Here is an 18,843-nt window from a genome sequence, read left to right on the forward strand (position 1 = left end):
CCGAGGAGCCCCGGGCCGACGGCCGCAGGCGGCGCCCGGTGCGGACCTCCCTGATCGTGCTGGTCGCGATCGTGGTGGCCGCCGCCGCGGGGCTCGCCGCCAGCGGCGTCCTGGGCGGCGACGACGGCGACGGCGCGGCGCAGGCCCCCACCGGCCCGGCGGCCACGGCCAAGGTGAAGCGGACCACGCTCACCGACGCCGAGACGGTGGCCGGCAACATCGGCTACGGCGAGGCCAGCACCGTGCAGGCGGTCACCGGCGCCGGCGACGGCCAGGGCGGCGCGGGTGCGAGCGGCGGCTCCGGCATCCTCACCTGGGTCCCCGAGGCCGGCGACACCATCGAACGCGGTGAGAACGTCTACAGCGTCAACCAGCAGAAGACCCCGCTGCTCTACGGGAACATCCCCTTCTACCGCACCCTGCGGGCCGGGGACTCGGGCAGCGACGTCAAGATCCTCGAAGCGAACCTGAAGGCGCTCGGCTACGACGGCTTCACCGCGGACTCCACCTACAACGCGGCCACGGCCGCCGCCGTCCAGGACTGGCAGGACGACCTGAACCGCGAGCAGACCGGCGAAGTCGCACCGGGCGACGCGGTGGTGGCCGACGGCGCCCGGAAGGTCGCCAAGGTACAGGCCGCGACCGGCGCCGCGCCCAGCGGCCCGCTCCTGAGCTGGACCGCGACCGAGCGGGTGGTCACCGTGGAACTCGAGGCGCAGTACGAGGACCTGGTCGAGGTCGGCACCGAGGCCGAGGTCACGCTGCCCGACGGCAGCACCGTCCAGGGGAAGGTCACCGACGTCGGCGCGCCGTCCAACGTGTCGGACGACCAGTCCGGCGAGGACGGCGGCGCCGGCGGGTCGGAGGGCGACCAGGAGGCAACCCTGCCGGTGGAACTGACGGTGAAGGACCAGAAGGGGCTCGGCGACTACCAGGCCGCCTCCGTCGACGTGACCCTGGAGTCGGAGAGCCGCGAGAACGTGCTCGCGGTCCCCGTCAACGCCCTCGTGGCACGGGACGGCGGCGGCTACGCCCTGGAGGTGGTGAAGCCCTCCGCGCCGCACGGCGTCGAGTACGTGCCGGTCGAACTCGGCATCTTCGCCGACAGCATGGTGGAGGTCTCCGGAGCCGGCATCACCGAGGGAACCGTCGTAGGAGTGGCGAAGTGACCGCTGCCTCCCATCCGGTCGTGGACCTGGCCGGGGTGTCCAAGTCCTACGGGGACCTGGCCGCCCTCCAGTGCGCCGATCTGGTCGTCCACCGCGGCGAACTGCTCGCCGTGGTCGGACCGTCCGGCTCCGGCAAGTCCACGATGCTCAACATCATGGGCACGCTGGACCGGCCCTCGGCCGGCAAGGTGCGGATCGCCGGCCACGACATCGACGAACTGCGCGACCGTGACCTGTCCGCGTTGCGGGCCGCCACCATCGGCTTCGTCTTCCAGCAGTTCCACCTGGCCCAGGGGGTGCCCGCGCTGGACAGCGTCGCCGACGGGCTGCTCTACAGCGGCCGCGGCCGCGCCGAGCGGCGCGAACTGGCCGAACGGGCCCTGCGCCGGGTCGGCCTCGGCCGCCGCCTCTACCACGAACCGCACCAGCTGTCCGGCGGCGAGAAGCAGCGCGTGGCCATCGCCCGGGCCGTGCTCGGTGATCCGCCGCTGCTCCTGGCGGACGAGCCGACGGGCGCGCTGGACTCCCGTTCCGGAGCCGTGGTGATGGAGCTGCTGCACGAGCTGCACGAGGCCGGGACCACGGTCGTGGTCATCACCCACGACCGGGACATCGCGGCCTCGCTGCCCCGAGAGGTCCGCCTTAAGGACGGCCGGATCGAGCACGACTCGGCCCTCGGCGACGCGCCGGCCGGGGAACTCGTGTCCGCCGAAGGAGGCGTGCGATGAGCCTGACGACCACGGACCGGGACCCCGGTCAGGCGCCTTGGCGGGACCTCCCCCCGCCGCCGCGTCCCAAGGCGGCGCGGATGGGGCCCGCCGACGTGGTCCGGGTCGGCGGCTCGGGACTGCGCGCGCGGCCGATGCGGGTGTTCCTCTCCGCGCTGGGCATCGCCATCGGCATCGCCGCGATGATCGGTGTGGTCGGCATCTCCACGTCGTCCACCAACGACCTGAACGAGCGGCTGGCCGCGCTCGGCACCAACCTCCTGACGGTCTCGCCCGGCGAGTCCTTCGACGGCGGCGAGGCGCACCTGCCGACCACGTCGCTCGCGATGATCGGCGACATCCCCGAGGTCGAGACGGTGTCCGCGCTCGGGAAGACGTCCGCGAAGGTCTACCGCAACGACCGGGTGCCGGTGGCGCAGTCCGGCGGGCTGAGGGTGACCGCGGCCCGCACCGACCTGCCGGAGGCGATCGGCGCCGAACTCACCGACGGCAGCTGGCTCAACGCCGCCACCAGCGAGTACCCGGCCGTCGTCCTCGGCTCGCACGCCGCCGAACAGCTCGGCATCCACTACGCGGGACCCGAGGTGAAGGTGTGGCTGGGCGGCCGCTGGTTCACGGTGGTGGGCCTGCTCGCGCCCAACGAACTGCTGCCCGACCTCGACAGCAACGCGATGGTCGGCTGGGCCGCGGCGGAGCAGTACCTCGGCTTCGACGGCTACCCGACCTCCGTGTACACCCGGGTCGAGGAGTCCGCGGTCAACGAGGTGCAGGCCAAGCTCGGCGCCACCGCCAACCCGGAGTTCCCCAACGAGGTCGACGTCTCCCGGCCCTCCGACGTGCTGGCGGCCAAGGAGGCCACCGACGACACCCTCAGCGGACTGCTGCTCGGACTCGGCGGTGTCTCGCTGCTGGTCGGCGGCGTCGGCGTGGCCAACACGATGGTCATCTCCGTGCTCGAACGCCGCTCCGAGATCGGTCTGCGCCGCTCCCTCGGCGCGACCCGCGGCCAGATCCGTACGCAGTTCCTCGCCGAGGCGCTGCTGCTGTCCGCGCTCGGCGGCGTCGGCGGGGTGCTGCTCGGCATCGGCGTGACCATCGCCTACGCCAGCTACCAGGGGATGAGCACGGTCGTGCCGGTCTGGGCGATGGCCGGCGGCATCGGCGCCACCCTGGTCATCGGCGGCCTGGCCGGCTTCTACCCGGCCCTGCGCGCCGCCCGGCTGCCCCCCACGGAGGCGCTGGCCACCTCCTAGAGCCACCCGCCCCGAACCGCGGTGCCCCTGCTGTCCGCCCCCGTGCAGCGGGGGCACCGCTTGTCCGGCGAGGCTGCCGTGCCCGGCGCGGCGCGGGTCCGGACCGTGCCCGCGAAGCCTCTGGCCCGGGCCGCTACAGCGGCGCGGGGGAGGAGGCCCCGGTGAGCAGCCGCCGCGGGCTGCCCGTGCCGTCGGCCGGCACGCTCCACAGGTCGCTGCGGCCGGACTCGCCGTCGGCCGGCAGGGCGTAGGCGAGGGTGTCGTCGTCCAGCCAGGTGGCCTGGTCGTCGACGCTGTGCCGCTCGGCGAGCGGGGTCGCGCGCAGGGTGCGCAGATCGAGGACGTACTCGCGCCACAGGTCGGTGCGGGAGAGCACCCGCTTCTTGAAGGCGATCCGGGTCCCGTCGGGGGACAGCGAGGGGCACTCCACGTTCTCGGTCAGGGTGGTGACCGACTCGCCGGAGACCGAACCACGGACCAGGTAGGTCTTGTCGGCGGTGTTGAGGGTGGCGTAGAAGGTGTCGTCGTCGGCGGCGAAGGTGACGCCCCAGAAGTTGACGTCGGCGGCCCGGTAGGACTCGCCGTCCAGGGTGATGTCGAACGTCTCCAGGCTCGGGATAAGCCGTCCGGTGCGGGTGTCCAGGATCGAGGTGCGGGTGGAGAAGAAGGTGGACGCGTAGGACTCGCCGGAGACGAAGACGGTCCAGGCGGCGAACCGGCCGCTGGGCGAGACCCGGGCCCGGCTGGGCGTGCCGGCCAGCGCGAAGGTCCGCTTCGTGCGCAGTTTCGCGTCGAGCAGCAGGGCGCGGTTGCGCTGCTTGAGCACCCCGGGGTTGGACTGGAGGCAGACGCCGGTGCCGGCCGCCGCGTAGAAGCGGACGCACTTGAGGCCGGCGGCGGTCCGGTCGCCCCCGGGGTCGGTGGCCGGTACCGAGGCGACCGCCGTGCGGTGCGGGCCGGCCGTGCCGTTGACGAACATCAGCCGGTCCCGCTGCCGGAGGCTGACCGGGCCGGCGCTGACGGCGGGGTCCCCGGACCGGGGCCGGTCGGCGCGCTCCGCGCGGTCGGCGGCGCGCAGCACCATGCCGGTCGCGGTGCCCGCGAGCACCAGGACCGCCGCGACGAGGACGAGCAGGCGGCGGCGTAGCGAGGTCATCCGGTTCCTTGTCGCGTCTGGGGTCATGACGGGCGGTTGTCGGTGCGGCGGTCGGGCCGGTCGGGCCGCAGGACCAGGCCGGCCACGGCCGCGCAGCACAGCAGGCCGAGCGCGGAGCCGGCCAGCGCCGGGCCGTCGCCCCACAGCGTCCAGGCGGCCCCGATCCCGAGCGAGCAGCAGAATCTGGCCAGTGCCTGGCTGGTACCGACGATGGCCAGACCGCTGGCCCGCAGCCGCTCGGGCACCACACCGGCCAGCGCGGCCGGCAGCACCCCGTCGGTGGCCGCGTAGAAGGTGCCGTGCAGGGCGAGGACCAGCGGGACGAGCAGCGCGGTGTCCGGGGCCCACAGGAGCAGCGCGTAGGCGAGGAGCAGGCCCAGGTGTCCGGCCAGGAACACGACGTGCCGGCCGATCCGGTCGGCCAGCGCGCCCATGGGTACGGCCAGCAGCAGGAACACCACGGCGGTGCCCAGCGGCAGCAGGGTGAACCACTCCGCGCCGACGCCCGCCCGGCGTTGCAGCAGCAGGTAGACGAACGCGTCGCTGACGGTGGTCAGACCGAGCAGCGCGGCACAGCCGGCCAGGGCGCGCAGCCGGGGCAGCCGGAGCAGGGCGAGGGCCTCGCGGACGCGGACGGGGGGCCGGCTGCCGTCGCCCGCCGCCTGGGCGGCCGGGCCGGTGCCGGTGGTCCCGCTCAAGCCCGGGCCGGTGCCGCCGCCCGGCCCGGGGGCGACGGCGTCGCCCACCCCGCCCCCGGCCGCCGCCCGCCGCCCCGGCACGAACAGCACCAGCACCAGCACCCCGAGTACGGCGACGCACGCGCTGACGCCGAACACGGCGTCGTAGCCGTCGGCCGCCGCGCTCAGGATGAGGAACGCGGCCAGCGGGCCGAGCATCGCGCCGGCGGTGTCCATCGCCCGGTGCACCCCGAAGGCCCGGCCCTGGTGCGCGACCGGCGTGGACAGGGAGATCATCGCGTCGCGCGGCGCGGTGCGCAGGCCCTTGCCGGTGCGCTCCAGCGCCAGCACCGTGCCGAGGGCGCCGAGGGAGCCGGCCAGCAGGAGCAGCGGCTTGCACAGCGCGGAGAGCCCGTACCCGAGCCCCGCGAGCAGCTTGTGGTCGCGGACGCGGTCGGCGAGGTGGCCGCCGGTGAGCTGGACCAGCGCGCTGACGCCGTTGTAGACGCCGTCGAGGGTGCCGAACGCCAGCGGGCTGAAGCCGAGAGTGGTGACGAGGTAGAGCGGCAGCACGGCGGTGACCATCTCCGAGGAGATGTCGGTGATCAGGCTGACCGTGCCGAGGACGAGGACGACCGGCGCGATGCGGGGCCGCGGGCCGCGTCTTCGGCCCGGCCCGGTGTCCGCCGGCGGGGCGGAGCGGTCGGTGAGGTACATGTGGCGAGCAACTCCCGGTGCGGTGGGCTCAGTTCTGCCGGCTGCTGTCGTCCCGCAGCCAGGTGCCGAAGTCCTGGGCCCGGATGGCCTGCCGGGCCCGGCGGCGGGCCAGGACCGCCGCCGCGAGGAACACGGCGACGCTCGGCAGGAGCCGCGGCTCCCGGCGGATCATGGCCGTCAGATCGGTGACGCCGGTGCGGGCGGAGGCGCCGCCCTCCGGTCCCGGCCGCTGTTCCACCTGGGCGGTGGAGACCGCGGCCCGCACCCGGCGTTTCATCAAGTCCCGCCAGGTGCGCGGCGGATGGACCACGACCTCGGCCGCGCCGACCACCAGCCGCTCCCGCTCGCCGAACGCCAGGGACGCGGCCAGGTCGTCCGCCATCAGCGGCGGCAGCGCGGCGATCCGGGCGTGCCCGGCCTTGGAGACCGCGATGACCCCCCGGCCGAACAGGCCCGCGCGGACGGCCGGCAGCCGCTGCCACACCCGGTAGTACGCCCGCACCCGCCGGCCGCACCCGGCCAGCGGGATCCGCCGCTCGGGGGCGGTGGCCAGGACGCCGGAGGTGTCGTCGGTCAGGGGCGCGGCCAGCGCCCGTACCGCGGCGGCGCTGAGCACGACGTCGGCGTCCACGTAGAGCCGCGGGAAGCCGGCGGCGTGGTCGTCGCCGGCCCGCAGCGCGGCGTGTTTGGAGGGGACCGGGATCTCCACGACCCGGACCCGGGGCCCGCGTTGGGCGGCGATCCGCGCGGTGTCGTCCGTGCAGCCGTTGCACACGACCACGATGTCGGTCTCGTCCTCGGCGACGCCTCCCGCGACGCCCCCGGCGGAGCCGGTCAGCAGGGAATCGAGGAGCCGGCCGATCACACGCGCCTCGTTGTGCGCCGGGATCACGATGCTCGTCACTTGGGCAGTATGCCGCCGGTGTCACCCTTGCGAGGCATGTTTCGTCCAACTGTTCCCGTGACTGCGTTCCATGGTCTAGATTGACGTCCGCCGGGTCGGTGATGAGGGAGGGGAACGTGTCACTGGCTACCAGCCAAAGACGCACCTGAAGACCGGACCGGTTGCAGACACGTAACCAACATGCAAGCGCTACACGGCGGTTGGGGAACCGCTGAGGCTTTGTGATGTTCCGGTGCCGCCGCGTGGAGGAGACGCGTCGGGGCCGATCCAGCCCTGGCTGCGGGCAGTGACCGTGGTTCCGCGTGTGCGCGGTCGGGGACAGTTGCGCGTGTGGTGGTGGGGGGCCATGACCATTGAGGTCACGCATGAGCCGATCGATGTGGAACGCGGGCGTCCGGAGACCCGCCGAAGACCCTGGGACCGCGGGTACCGCACGGTCCTGCTGGTCGCGGACGGCCTGGTGGCCGTCGTCGCGGCGTTATTGATCCACGGGGCGTACGGCCGGTGGGCGGTGGTCCTGGTACTGCCTCCGGTGTGGATCGCGATCATGTTCGCGCATCGTTCCTACGACCGCGGCGCGCTGGGGCTGGGCACCGAGGAGTACCGCCGGGTGCTGCGCGGCGCCGTGGCGCTGCCGGCCCTGTCCGCGGCCGTCTACTGGCTGTTCACCCATGACGCGGACCTTCTTCATGACATGATCATGGCTGTCGTGCCGGTGGTCGGGATCGGTCTGCCGGTCCGGTACGCGCTGCGCCGCCGGCTGCACCGGCGCTGGGCGCGGGGGCGGGGCCGCAGCCCGGCGCTGCTGGTCGGACCCGCGCGCGACGTCCTGGAACTGGTCGGCGTGCTGCGCCGGGGTGGCGCCCAGGAGTTGCAGGTCGCCGGGGTGTGCCTGAGCGATCCGGAGAACGCCTCCCAGATCCGCGGCACCGGACTGCCCGTGCTGGGCGGCGTCGACGACCTGAACGACGTGGTCGGCGCCCTGAGCATCGGCACCGTGGTGGTGCTCCCCGCCCCCGGCCTCGACGCCTCGGACCTGCGCCGGATGTCCTGGACGGCCGCCGCGCGCGGCGTCGACTTCCTGCTGGTCCCCGTGCTCGGCGACATCTCGGCGGCCCGGCTGGCGATCCGGCCCGCGGGCGGGGTGCCCCTGGTACGGATCGAGGCGCCCAGCCTGTCCCGGGCCGCCCGGCTGCCCAAGGAACTCCTGGACCGCTCGCTCGCCGCCGCACTCCTGCTGCTGCTCGCCCTTCCGCTGCTCGTCATCGCCCTGGTGGTCCGGCTGGACAGCCCCGGGCCCGCGCTCTTCCGCCAGCAGCGGGTGGGCCGCTACGGCGACCACTTCACCATGTTCAAGTTCCGCACCATGCGCCCGGACTCGGAGGCGCTGCGCGCGGAGCTGGTCCATCTCAACCAGAACAGCGACGGACTGCTGTTCAAGGTGAAGGAGGACCCGCGCATCACCCGCGTCGGATCGTTCCTGCGCCGCAGCTCCCTCGACGAACTCCCGCAGCTGCTCAACGTGGTGCGCGGCCACATGTCGCTGGTCGGCCCCCGCCCCTCGCTGCCCGCGGAGGTCGAGGAGTACCCGCCGGACGTCAAACGCCGGCTGCTGGTCAAACCGGGCCTCACCGGCCTGTGGCAGGTCAGCGGCCGCTCCGACCTGCCCTGGGACGAGGCCGTCCGGCTCGATCTCGGATACGTGGACAACTGGTCGATGAGCCTCGACCTGACGATCCTGCTGCGGACCGGGTCCGCGGTGGTGCGAGGAACGGGGGCCTACTGATGGACCGAGCCAAGAGGAGAACCAGAGCCGTGACACCCGAGCCGCTGGGGGTCGCCGTGGTCGGCGCCGGCTACTGGGGCCCCAACCTCGTGCGCAACTTCCAGGCCAGTGACCGGTTCCGGCTGCGGCACCTGTGCGACCTCGACGTGGAGCGCGCCCGGCGGGTCCTCGGCGGCTACTCGACCGTCCGGGCCACCGCCGACTACGCGGCCGTCCTCGCCGACCCCGAGGTGGCCGCGGTCGCCGTGGCCACCCCGGCCGGCACCCACCTGGACATCGCCCTGGCCGCCCTGCGGGCCGGCAAACACGTCCTGGTGGAGAAACCGCTGGCCGCGACGTACGCCGACGGGACCCGGCTGGTGGCCGAGGCCGAGGAGCGCGGCCTGACCCTGATGTGCGACCACACCTACTGCTACACCCCCGCCGTGGGCCGCATCCGGGAGGCGGTCCGCTCCGGCGAACTCGGCGAGATCCACTTCGTCGACTCGGTCCGCATCAACCTGGGGCTCGTCCAGAAGGACATCGACGTGCTGTGGGACCTCGCCCCGCACGACCTGTCGATCCTCGACTTCATCCTCCCCGACCACGTCGAGCCGGTCGCGGTCGCCGCGCACGGCGCCGACCCGATCGGCGCCGGCCAGGCCTGCGTCGCCTATCTGACGCTCCAGCTCAACACCGGTGCCATCGCCCACGTGCACGTCAACTGGCTCTCCCCGACCAAGGTCCGCACCACCATGGTGGGCGGCGCCAAACGCACCCTGCTCTGGGACGACCTCAACCCGCTCCAGCGGGTGGCGGTCTACGACCGCGGCGTCGACCTCGCCTCGCCGCAGGAGATCGGCGTGGACGAACGCCGCGACATGCTCGTCTCCTACCGCTCCGGGGACATGGTCGCGCCCGCCCTCGCCGAGAAGGAGGCGCTGCGCTCCATGGTCGACGAGTTCGCCGACGCCGTCCAGGGCGGCCGGGCGCCGCTGACCGACGGCCGGGCCGGGCTGCGGGTGCTGGACATCCTGGAAGCGGCCTCCCGCAGCCTGGAGTTCAAGGGCGCGGTCGTCGGCCTGCGCGCCGGCCGCTGACGGGCCCCCACCCTCGTTAAGGAAAGGCACCACAGGTGAGTACCGTAGAAGGAAAGAAGATCCTGGTCACCGGGGGAGCCGGCACCATCGGCTCCAACCTGGTCGACCTGCTGGCCGAGGGCGGCGCCCGGGAGATCGTGGTACTGGACAACTTCGTCCGCGGCCGCCGGGCCAACCTCGCCCGGGCCCTGCCCAGCGGCGTCGTGGAGATCGTCGAGGGCGACGTCCGGGACGCCGCCACCGTACGCAAGGTCACCGAGGGCGCCGACCTGGTGTTCCACCTCGCCGCGATCCGCATCACCCAGTGCGCGGAGGAACCCCGGCTCGCCAACGAGGTCCTGGTCGACGGCACCTTCAATGTGCTGGAAGCGGCCGCCGAGGCCGGCGTCGGCAAGGTCGTCGCCTCCTCCTCGGCCTCCGTCTACGGCCTGGCCGAGACCTTCCCCACCACCGAACGCCACCACCCCTACAACAACGACACCTTCTACGGCGCCGCCAAGGCCTTCAACGAGGCCATGCTGCGCAGCTTCCACGCCATGTACGGACTGGACTACGTGGCCCTGCGCTACTTCAACGTCTACGGCCCCCGGATGGACATCCACGGCCTCTACACCGAGGTCCTGATCCGCTGGATGGAACGCATCGAGGCGGGCGAGCCGCCGCTGATCCTCGGCGACGGCACCCAGACCATGGACTTCGTCGACGTCCGCGACATCGCCAGGGCCAACGTGCTGGCCGCCGAGTCGGACCGCACCGACGAGGTGTTCAACATCGCCAGCGGCACCGAGACCTCCCTCAAGGAGCTGGCCGAGGGCCTGCTGACGGCGATGGGCGCCGAGGGCCTGGCGCCGGTGCACGGCCCGGCCCGCGCGGTGAACGGCGTGACCCGGCGGCTCGCCGACACCTCGCGGGCCGCCGAACGGCTCGGCTTCACCGCGGAGATCGACCTGCCGACCGGCCTCGGCGACCTGGTGCAGTGGTGGCGCGCGGAGCGGGAGGCGGCCCAGTGAGCGCCGCGGCCGACCGCGTCCCGGTCATGATCCCCTGGCTCGGTGCGGAGGAGGCACGGGCCGCCTCCGACGCCGTACTGTCCGGCTGGGTCGCCCAGGGGCCCCGCGTCGCCGCCTTCGAGCGGGCCTTCGCCGAGCGGGTCGGCGCCGAGCACGCCGTCGCCGTCAGCTCCTGCACCACCGCCCTGCACCTGTCGCTGGTCGTGCTCGGCATCGGGCCCGGCGACGAGGTGGTGGTGCCCTCGCTGTCCTTCATCGCCACCGCCAACGCCGTCCGGTACGCGGGCGCCGAGCCGGTGTTCGCCGACGTCGACCTCGCCACCGGCAACCTGACCGCGGCGACCGTCGACGCGGTCCGCACCCCCCGCACCAAGGCCGTCCTCGCGGTCCACCAGGGCGGCGTCCCGGCCGACGTGGCCACCCTGCGCGCCGCCTGCGCCGACTGGGACCTGCCGCTGGTCGAGGACGCGGCCTGCGCCATCGGCGCCACCGTCGGCGGCAAGCCGGTCGGCCACGGCGCGCTGCTCGCCGCCTGGTCCTTCCACCCCCGCAAGCTCGTCACCACCGGCGAGGGCGGCATGGTCACCACCGACGACGCCGCGTGGGCGGCCCGGCTGCGCCGGCTGCGCGAGCACGGCATGAACGCCTCCGCCGCCCAGCGCCACGCCAGCGACAAGCCGGTCCTGGAGAGCTACCTGGAGGTCGGCTTCAACTACCGGATGACCGACATCCAGGCCGCCGTCGGCCTGGTCCAGCTCGGCAAACTGGACCCGATGATCGCCCGCCGCCGCGAACTCGCCGCCCGCTACGAAGAGTTGCTGTGCGACGTGCCCGGCGTCACCCCGGTGCGCGACCCCGGGCACGGGCAGAGCAACTTCCAGTCCTACTGGGTGCTGCTGGCCGAGGACTTCCCCGGCGGCCGGGACGGCCTGCTCGGCGCGCTCGCCACCGCCGGTGTCTCGGCCCGGCGCGGCATCATGGCCGCCCACCTCGAACCCGCCTACGCCGGCCACCCGGCCGCCCCGCTGCCGGTCACCGAACGGATCAGCCGCGACTCGCTGATCCTGCCGCTGTTCCACACCATGACCGAGGCCCAGCAGGACCGGGTCGTGGCCGTACTGCGCGAACGGTCCCGCGGATGACGACCGCGCTGGTCATCGTCGGCGCGGGGGGCTTCGCCCGGGAGACCGCCCAGGCGGTGCGGACCACCGGCGCCTTCGAACTGCTCGGCCACCTCGACGACGACCCGGCCCTGCACGGCACCGAGGTGGACGGGGTGCCCGTCCTCGGCGACTGCGACCGGGCCCGGGAACTGCCCGGGGCCCGCTTCGTGATCTGCGTGGGAAACACCCGCGACTACGCGGCCCGCGCCCGCCTGGTCCGGCGCCTCGGCCTGCCCGACGAGCGCTACGCCACCGTCGTCCACCCGACCGCTTCGGTGTCCGCCACCTCGACGGTCGGGCCGGGCTCGGTGCTGCTCGCGCACTGCGTGCTGACCGCCGCGGTACGGGTCGGCGCGCACGTCGCGGTGATGCCGCACACCGTGCTCACCCACGACGACGTGGTGGCGGACTTCGCCACCCTCGCCGCCGGGGTCCGGCTGGGCGGCAGCGTACGGCTGGGGCGGGGCGCCTATGTGGCGTCCGGCGCTCTGGTCAGGGAAGGCACGACGGTCGGCGCCTGGTCGCTGGTCGGCATGGGCAGCGCGGTGCTCGGCGACGTACCGCCGGGCGAGGTCTGGGTGGGCAGCCCGGCCCGCCGGCTGCGCGCGGCGCCCGCGCCCGCGCGCGCCGAACTGGAGACGCGCACAGCGCACGCACAGGGGGGACCTGTCAGATGAACCGGATACCGCTGGTGGACCTCAAGGCGGCCCACGAGGAGGTCGCCGACGAGGTACGGGCCGGATTCGACCGGATCCTGGCGCACACCGCGTTCGTGGGCGGCGAGGAGGTCCGCCGCTTCGAGCGCGAGTACGCCGGCTTCGGCGGGGTCGGACACTGCGTGGGTGTCGCCAACGGCACCGACGCCCTCGAACTGGCGCTGCGGGCCGTCGGGGTGGGTCCGGGCGACGAGGTGGTGCTGCCCGCCAACACCTTCATCGCCACGGCCGGCGCGGTGGCCAGGATCGCCGCCCGTCCGGTGCTCGCCGACTGCCTGCCCGGCAGCCACCTCCTGGACCCGGCGGCGGCGCTCGCCGCCATCGGCCCGGCCGCCCGCGCGGTCGTCCCCGTCCACCTGTACGGGCAGCTGGCCGACGTGGCCGCACTGGCCGGCCGGCTGCCCGCGCGGGTGCGGATCGTCGAGGACGCCGCGCAGTGCCAGGGCGCCACCCGCGACGGCCGCACCCCGGGCAGCGGCCACATCGCCGCCACCAGCTTCTACCCGGGCAAGAACCTCGGCGCCTACGGCGACGCGGGCGCCGTGCTCACCGACGACGAGGAGGCGGCCGGCCTGGTGCGCGCTGTCGCCAACCACGGCGGTGTCGCCAAGTACCGTCATGACGTTCCCGGGTTCAACAGCCGCCTCGACGGACTCCAGGCCGTCGTCCTGCGGGCCAAGCTGAAGCGGCTGGCGGCCGGCAACGCGGCCCGCCGCACGGCCGCCGCCCGCTACGACGAACTGCTGGCCGGCCCCGCGGCGGCCGGCCGGATCGTCCTGCCGGTGACCGAACCGGGCAACGTGCACGTCTGGCACCTGTACACCGTCCAGGTCACCGGCGCGGACCGGGACGCCGTGGTCGGCAAGCTCAACGCCGAGGGCGTCGGCGCCGGGGTGCACTACCCGGACCCGGTCCACCTCACCCCGGCGTTCCGCCGCCTCGGGTACGCCCGGGGTGACTTCCCGCACGCGGAGCGGGTGGCGGACCGCACGCTGTCCCTGCCGCTCTTCCCCCAGATCACCCCTGACCAGCAGCGGCGTGTCGTCGACGCGCTCGCCCACGCGCTCGACGGCTGACGCGGCACCGCTGAGAGGTACTCATGAACAGATGGAGCAGACGGCTTCAGGGCGTCCGGCTCGCCGTCGTGGCGGCGTTGATCTGGGCGGTGCTCCCGCAGGCCGGGGCCGCCCAGGCGGCCGCCGACCCGTGCGGCACGGGCTCGAACCCGATCGTGTGCGAGAACTCCAAGGCGGGTGCCCCGAAGACCGACTGGTTCGCGCCGAACTCCTACGGCGACATCCAGGGCTTCACCACCAAGGAGAGCGTGCAGGCCGGTGACACCGTCCAGTTCAAGATCCAGTCGCCGGTCCCGTACCACGTGGAGATCTACCGGCTCGGCTGGTACGGCGGCGACGGCGCGCGCCTGATGTCGACCGAGGCCCAGAAGGCGGTGACGTACCCCGCCAACTACACCACCGCACCGGCCGCCTGCACCACCAGGAACACCGGCCTGGTCGACTGCGGGAACTGGCCGGTGAACGTCACCTGGACGGTCCCCGCCGACGCCGTCTCCGGCCTGTACATCGCCAATCTCGCGCAGGCCGACGGCGACGGCCTGATGCCGTACCCGTTCGTCGTCCGCGACGACGACAGCACCTCCGACATCGTGGTGCAGACCAGCGACCAGACCTGGCAGGCGTACAACGACTACGGCGGCCAGGACCTCTACGGCGGCGCCGGACCCGCGCCCGACGGCCGGGCCTACGAGGTCAGCTACAACCGGCCGCTGGACATCGGCGGCGACAACGGCATCTACGGTTCCGAGTTCATGATGCTCGCCTGGCTGGAACGCAACGGCTACGACGTCAGCTACCTGTCCGGCGTCGACGTGTCGGTCAACGGCGCCGGCCTGCTGAAGAACCACCAGGTGTACCTGTCCTCCGGCCATGACGAGTACTGGACGCAGAGCCAGTACACCAACGTCCTGAACGCCCGCAAGGCCGGCGTCCAGCAGGCGTTCTTCAGCGGCAACGAGGTGTTCTGGCAGACCCGGCTCGCCCCGAGCATCGACGGCACCAGCACCGACAACCGCACCCTGGTCTGCTACAAGATGACCAAGATGGCCCAGAACAACGGCATCGCCGACCCCAGCGGCACCTGGACCGGCACCTGGATGGACCCGGCCAGCACCCAGTACGGCCAGGACTACCAGCCACCGAACATCCTCACCGGCTCCATGTTCACCGTGAACGGCTACCGGGCCGACGCCATCACCGTGCCCGGCTCGTACGGCAGGAACCGCATCTGGCGCAACACCTCCATCGCCGACCTCACCGCGGGCCAGACCGCCACCTTCCCGGCCGGCACCCTCGGCTACGAGTGGGACAGCGACATCGACAACAGCACCCGGCCCACCGGGGCGATCAACCTGTCGTCCACCACCGTGGACATCGACGACGGCAAGCTCCGCCTGGACTGGGGCAACCTGTACGGCAACGGCACCGCCACCCACAGCCTGGTCGCCTTCCGCGACCAGGACTCCGGCGCCCTGGTGTTCGGCGCCGGGACCGTGCAGTGGTCGTGGGGGCTGACCGACGTGCCCACGTACGACCCCGAGGACACGGTGGTCACCGAGGACGCCCGGATGCAGCAGGCGACCGTGAACGTGCTGGCCGACATGGGCGTACAGCCGGCGACCCGGCAGAGCGACCTGGTCGCCGCCACCGCCTCCACCGACACCGCGGGGCCGGCCGTCACCGTGTCCGCGCCGGTCGCCCAGGCGACCGTGCCGGCCCTGAAGGCGGTCACCGTCAAGGGCACCGCCACCGACGCGGGCGGCGGTGTGGTGGCCCGGGTGGAAGTCTCCACCGACGACGGCGCCACCTGGCAGGCGGCCACCGGACTGGCGTCCTGGAGCTACAGCTGGATCCCGGCCACCCCGGGCCCCGCCTCGGTCAAGGTCCGCGCGGTCGACGACAGCGTGAACATCGGCCCGGTCACCACCATCCCGCTCACCGTCGGCCCGCAGACCTGCCCGTGCACCGTCTGGCCGGCCACCGCCGTGCCCGGCAAGGTCAACTCGGGCGACGGCGGCTCCGTCGAGCTGGGCGTCAAGTTCCGTACCACCAAGGCCGGTTCGGTCACCGCCGTGCGCTTCTACAAGTCGCCCAACAACACCGGCACGCACACCGGCAGCCTGTGGACCGCTTCCGGCACCCGGCTGGCCACCGGCACCTTCGGCAACGAGACGGCCTCCGGCTGGCAGCAGCTCAACTTCGCCACTCCGGTCACCGTCAAGGCCAACACCACCTACGTGGCCTCCTACTTCGCGCCCAACGGCGGATACTCCTACGACGCCGACTACTTCGCCGGCCAGGACGCGGGCCTGGAGCCGCTGACCGCCCTGAAGTCCGGCACCGACGGCGGCAACGGCGTCTACAAGTACAGCTCCGCCAGCACCTTCCCGGCCACCCAGTCCAGCGGCAGCAACTACTGGGTCGACGTGGTGCTGGACACCTCGACGGCCTCCACCACCCCGCCCACCGTCACCGCCACCTCCCCGACCTCCGGGGCCACCGACACCGCGATCACCGCCTCGGTGTCGGCCGTGCTCAGCGCGTCCGTCGACCCGGACGACCTGACGTTCACCGTGCGGGACGCCAGTGGCAACACGGTGCCGGGCGCGGTGACCGTGCCCGCGGCGGACAAGGTGACCTTCACCCCGTCCAGCCAGCTGACCCTGCACACCACCTACACCGCCACCGTGCGCGCCTTTGACGTGTGGGGCAACGCGATGACGGCACCGGTGACCTGGTCGTTCACCACCAGCGCCACCCCACCACCGGTCACCTGCCCCTGCACGCTGTGGAGTCCCTCGGCCACCCCGGCCGTCACCGACATGACCTCCGACACCAACTCGGTGGAGCTGGGCACCCGGTTCACCTCCTCGGCGGACGGCTGGATCACCGGCGTCACCTTCTACAAGGGCGCCGCCAACACCGGCACCCACACCGGCAGCCTCTGGTCGGACGACGGCACCCTGCTGGCCGGCGGCACCTTCCTGGGCGAGACGGACTCCGGCTGGCAGACCCTGGTCTTCGACGCCCCCGTCGAGGTCACCGCCGGCACCGCGTACGTCGCCTCCTACCACGCCCCGAACGGCCGGTACGCGGTCGACGGCGGCTACTTCGCCGCCGCCCACCAGTCCTATCCGCTGACCGCCACCGCCGACATCACCGCCCACCCCAACGGGCTGTACAAGTACGCCGCCGACCCGGCCTTCCCGACCAGCTCCTACGGCTCCGCCAACTACTGGGTGGGCCCGGTCTTCACCGCCGACGACCCGAGCGCCTCGCTCGCGGCGGAGGGCACCGCGGAGCCGACCGCGGCCGCGGTGACGTACACCGCCGACGCGGTGGACCCACTGGCGGTGACCGTACCGGCCGACGCCGAGGTGTCGTCCGTCGGGGCGACCCTGGACATCCTGCCCGGCGCCCACCGGGCCGCCGCCGAGAAGCTGCGTGTCAAGGCCGTCACCGGCTACGACCGGGCGACCCGCCGGGCGACCGTCCACCTGTCCGCGCCGCTCCCGGACGGCACCCGGTTCGAGATCACGGTCACGGCCCGGGACCAGCACCGCGAGCCGGTGAAGTCCCGCACCTGGACCCTGACCGCCGACTCCGTCCGCCACCCGAAGAACTGATGGGCCCCGCCACGATGAGCAGTGTCAGCGTCGTCATCCCCTGCTACAAGTACGGCCACTTCCTCGCCGACTGCGTCAGCAGCGTCCTCGACGAGCAGGACGGCGTCGACGTTCGGGTGCTCATCATCGACGACGCCTCGCCCGACGACTCCGCCAAGACCGCGCACAAGCTGGCCGCCGCCGACCCGCGGATCGAGGTACGGGTGCACGCGGCCAACAAGGGGCACATCGCCACGTACAACGAAGGTCTCCTGGAGTGGGCCGACGGCGACTACGTGGCACTGCTCTCCGCCGACGACCGGCTGGTGCCGGGCGCCCTGGTCCGGGCGGCCGCCCTGCTGGACGCCCACCCCGAGGCGGGGTTCGCCTACGGGCGGCCGCTGCGCTTCCGGCACGGCGGACCGCTGCCCAGGGCCCGTACGACGAGCACCGGTTCGGTCGTCTACCCGGGGCGCTGGTGGCTGGACCGCAGGTTCCGCGAGGGCACCGGCTGCATCACCTCGCCCGAGGTCGTCGTCCGCACCGGCCTGCAGCGCGCGGTCGGCGGCTACGACCCGGCCCTGCCGCACGCCGGGGACATCGAGATGTGGATGCGGCTGGCCGCGCACGCCGACGTCGGCTATGTGCGCGGCGCCGACCAGGCGTACTACCGGGTGCACGGCGACAACATGTCCACCACCGACTTCGGCGGCCAGCTCGACGACCTGCGCCAGCGGCTGGTGGCCTTCGACTCGGTGCTCACCAAGTGCGGCGACCGGCTGCCGGGCGCCGACCGGCTGGCCGACCAGGTGCACACCCGGCTGGCCCGGTTCGCCCTGCGCCGCGCCTACCGGGCCTACGACCGGGGCCGCACGGCGGTCGTGCCGGTCGAGGAGTGCGTGGCCTTCGCCGAGCAGTGCCTGCCGGGGTACCGGGCGCTGCCCGAGTACCGCGCGCTGCGGCTGCGCAGACGGATCGGCCCGCAGGCCATGCCGTACCTCCAGCCGCTGGTGTGGTCGGCGGTGGCCGACCGCGGCCGGGAGTGGCTGTGGTGGGAGTCCTGGAAGCGGCGCGGCATCTGATGAACCGTCAGCTCGATTCAGCTCGCCGTGACCGGGACGCCTTCGGGGTGCCGCACCGGGCCCGGGGAGTTCCGCATGCGGCGCCGCGCGTACCGGTCCCACCACAGCGCGGCCAGGAACGTGCCGGTCAGGCCCAGCAGGGCGGTGCCCGCCAGCGCCCGGCTCCGCACCCCCTGCACCGCGGCGGCGCTCGGCGCGACCAGCACGGACGCGGTGATCCGCAGCCGGGGCGCGACCCGCTGGGCGTCCTGGACGGCCACCACGTGCCGGGCGTAGACGTCGATGACCCGCCGCACCGCGGTGTCCGCCTCGGCCCCGCCGGCCCGCTCCGCCTGCACCTGCACCGACGGGATCAGGTACTGCGGCGTCGCGCTGGTGCCGCTGTTGCGCGGGATCAGCCGGTACCCGCCCCGCACTCCGGCCGCGGTCAACTCCGCCCGCCCGGCGGGCGATTCGAGCTGCTGAATCACCCCGTAGGAGAGGGTGGCCAGCGGCGGCTGGAGGTTCGTCAGCTGATTGGGCTGATTCCCCGTCGCGGGCGGCTTGAGCACGACCACCGCCGAACTCAGGTACCGCGGCGCGGGATGCAGCACCTGCCAGGCACCGGCGGCCGTCAGCACCAGCCCGAGCAGCAGGACGTACCAGCGGCGGAGCAACGCTTCGGCGACGTCACGGGGCGACAAGGGGACTCCTTCCGTCGGCGCCACCGATCCTCGCAGGCG

15 protein-coding genes are annotated in these 18,843 nt (G+C 73.4%); 11 read left to right on the forward strand and 4 right to left on the reverse strand.

The window, feature by feature from the left end; genetic code table 11:
- From ACTT8P_RS19835 to ACTT8P_RS19845, 3 genes are all read left to right on the forward strand, one after another.
- The coding region (locus ACTT8P_RS19835) for a peptidoglycan-binding domain-containing protein (protein WP_442833007.1) at positions 1 to 1,169 on the forward strand (1,169 nt) is incomplete at its 5' end.
- Positions 1,166 to 1,897: an ABC transporter ATP-binding protein gene (locus ACTT8P_RS19840; RefSeq protein WP_442833008.1), complete on the forward strand. Its 732-nt coding sequence runs from the start codon at positions 1,166 to 1,168 to the stop codon at positions 1,895 to 1,897. The genes ACTT8P_RS19835 and ACTT8P_RS19840, both read left to right, overlap by 4 nt.
- Positions 1,898 to 1,977: 80 nt before the next feature.
- Positions 1,978 to 3,150 carry an ABC transporter permease gene (locus ACTT8P_RS19845; protein ID WP_442833056.1) on the forward strand — a complete coding sequence of 391 codons (1,173 nt, stop codon included), beginning with the start codon at positions 1,978 to 1,980 and terminating at the stop codon, positions 3,148 to 3,150.
- A 133-nt stretch (positions 3,151 to 3,283) separates the two neighbouring features.
- Here ACTT8P_RS19845 and ACTT8P_RS19850 read toward each other — a convergent pair whose 3' ends face one another.
- The 3 genes from ACTT8P_RS19850 to ACTT8P_RS19860 are packed head-to-tail and all read right to left on the reverse strand — an operon-like array spanning position 3,284 to position 6,604.
- A complete protein-coding gene (locus tag ACTT8P_RS19850; RefSeq protein WP_442833009.1) occupies positions 3,284 to 4,306 on the reverse strand; it encodes a TolB family protein in 1,023 nt (340 codons plus the stop codon).
- A 23-nt stretch (positions 4,307 to 4,329) separates the two neighbouring features.
- On the reverse strand, positions 4,330 to 5,700 hold the full coding sequence (locus ACTT8P_RS19855; protein WP_442833010.1) for an MFS transporter: 1,371 nt from the start codon (positions 5,698 to 5,700) through the stop codon (positions 4,330 to 4,332).
- 28 nt (positions 5,701 to 5,728) lie between these two features.
- Positions 5,729 to 6,604, reverse strand: coding sequence for a glycosyltransferase (locus ACTT8P_RS19860; protein ID WP_442833011.1), 876 nt, complete (start codon positions 6,602 to 6,604; stop codon positions 5,729 to 5,731).
- Between the two features lie 346 nt (positions 6,605 to 6,950).
- Here ACTT8P_RS19860 and ACTT8P_RS19865 point away from each other — a divergent pair, with 346 nt between their 5' ends.
- The 8 genes from ACTT8P_RS19865 to ACTT8P_RS19900 are packed head-to-tail and all read left to right on the forward strand — an operon-like array spanning position 6,951 to position 18,121.
- On the forward strand, positions 6,951 to 8,390 hold the full coding sequence (locus tag ACTT8P_RS19865; RefSeq protein ID WP_442833012.1) for a sugar transferase: 1,440 nt from the start codon (positions 6,951 to 6,953) through the stop codon (positions 8,388 to 8,390).
- Between the two features lie 29 nt (positions 8,391 to 8,419).
- Positions 8,420 to 9,469, forward strand: coding sequence for a Gfo/Idh/MocA family protein (locus ACTT8P_RS19870; RefSeq protein ID WP_442833013.1), 1,050 nt, complete (start codon positions 8,420 to 8,422; stop codon positions 9,467 to 9,469).
- A gap of 35 nt (positions 9,470 to 9,504) precedes the next feature.
- Entirely contained in the window at positions 9,505 to 10,479 is a 975-nt protein-coding gene (locus ACTT8P_RS19875; RefSeq protein ID WP_442833014.1) for an NAD-dependent epimerase/dehydratase family protein, read from the forward strand.
- Positions 10,476 to 11,621, forward strand: a complete 1,146-nt coding sequence (locus ACTT8P_RS19880) for a DegT/DnrJ/EryC1/StrS family aminotransferase (protein ID WP_442833015.1) — start codon at positions 10,476 to 10,478, stop codon at positions 11,619 to 11,621. Before ACTT8P_RS19875 ends, ACTT8P_RS19880 begins: the two co-directional genes overlap by 4 nt.
- Positions 11,618 to 12,319 carry an acetyltransferase gene (locus ACTT8P_RS19885; RefSeq protein WP_442833016.1) on the forward strand — a complete coding sequence of 234 codons (702 nt, stop codon included), beginning with the start codon at positions 11,618 to 11,620 and terminating at the stop codon, positions 12,317 to 12,319. The genes ACTT8P_RS19880 and ACTT8P_RS19885 overlap by 4 nt, the downstream gene beginning before the upstream one ends.
- Entirely contained in the window at positions 12,316 to 13,434 is a 1,119-nt protein-coding gene (locus ACTT8P_RS19890; protein ID WP_442833017.1) for a DegT/DnrJ/EryC1/StrS family aminotransferase, read from the forward strand. The genes ACTT8P_RS19885 and ACTT8P_RS19890 overlap by 4 nt, the downstream gene beginning before the upstream one ends.
- Positions 13,435 to 13,457: 23 nt before the next feature.
- Positions 13,458 to 17,060, forward strand: coding sequence for a DUF4082 domain-containing protein (locus tag ACTT8P_RS19895; protein ID WP_442833018.1), 3,603 nt, complete (start codon positions 13,458 to 13,460; stop codon positions 17,058 to 17,060).
- 14 nt (positions 17,061 to 17,074) lie between these two features.
- Positions 17,075 to 18,121, forward strand: coding sequence for a glycosyltransferase (locus ACTT8P_RS19900; RefSeq protein ID WP_442833019.1), 1,047 nt, complete (start codon positions 17,075 to 17,077; stop codon positions 18,119 to 18,121).
- 17 nt (positions 18,122 to 18,138) lie between these two features.
- Here ACTT8P_RS19900 and ACTT8P_RS19905 read toward each other — a convergent pair whose 3' ends face one another.
- Complete coding sequence (locus ACTT8P_RS19905) at positions 18,139 to 18,804, reverse strand: hypothetical protein (protein WP_442833020.1); 666 nt, start codon at positions 18,802 to 18,804, stop codon at positions 18,139 to 18,141.
- Positions 18,805 to 18,843 lie beyond the last annotated feature (39 nt).

The sequence above is a fragment of the Streptomyces sp. JW3 genome (assembly GCF_052216785.1).
Classification (GTDB): domain Bacteria; phylum Actinomycetota; class Actinomycetes; order Streptomycetales; family Streptomycetaceae; genus Streptomyces.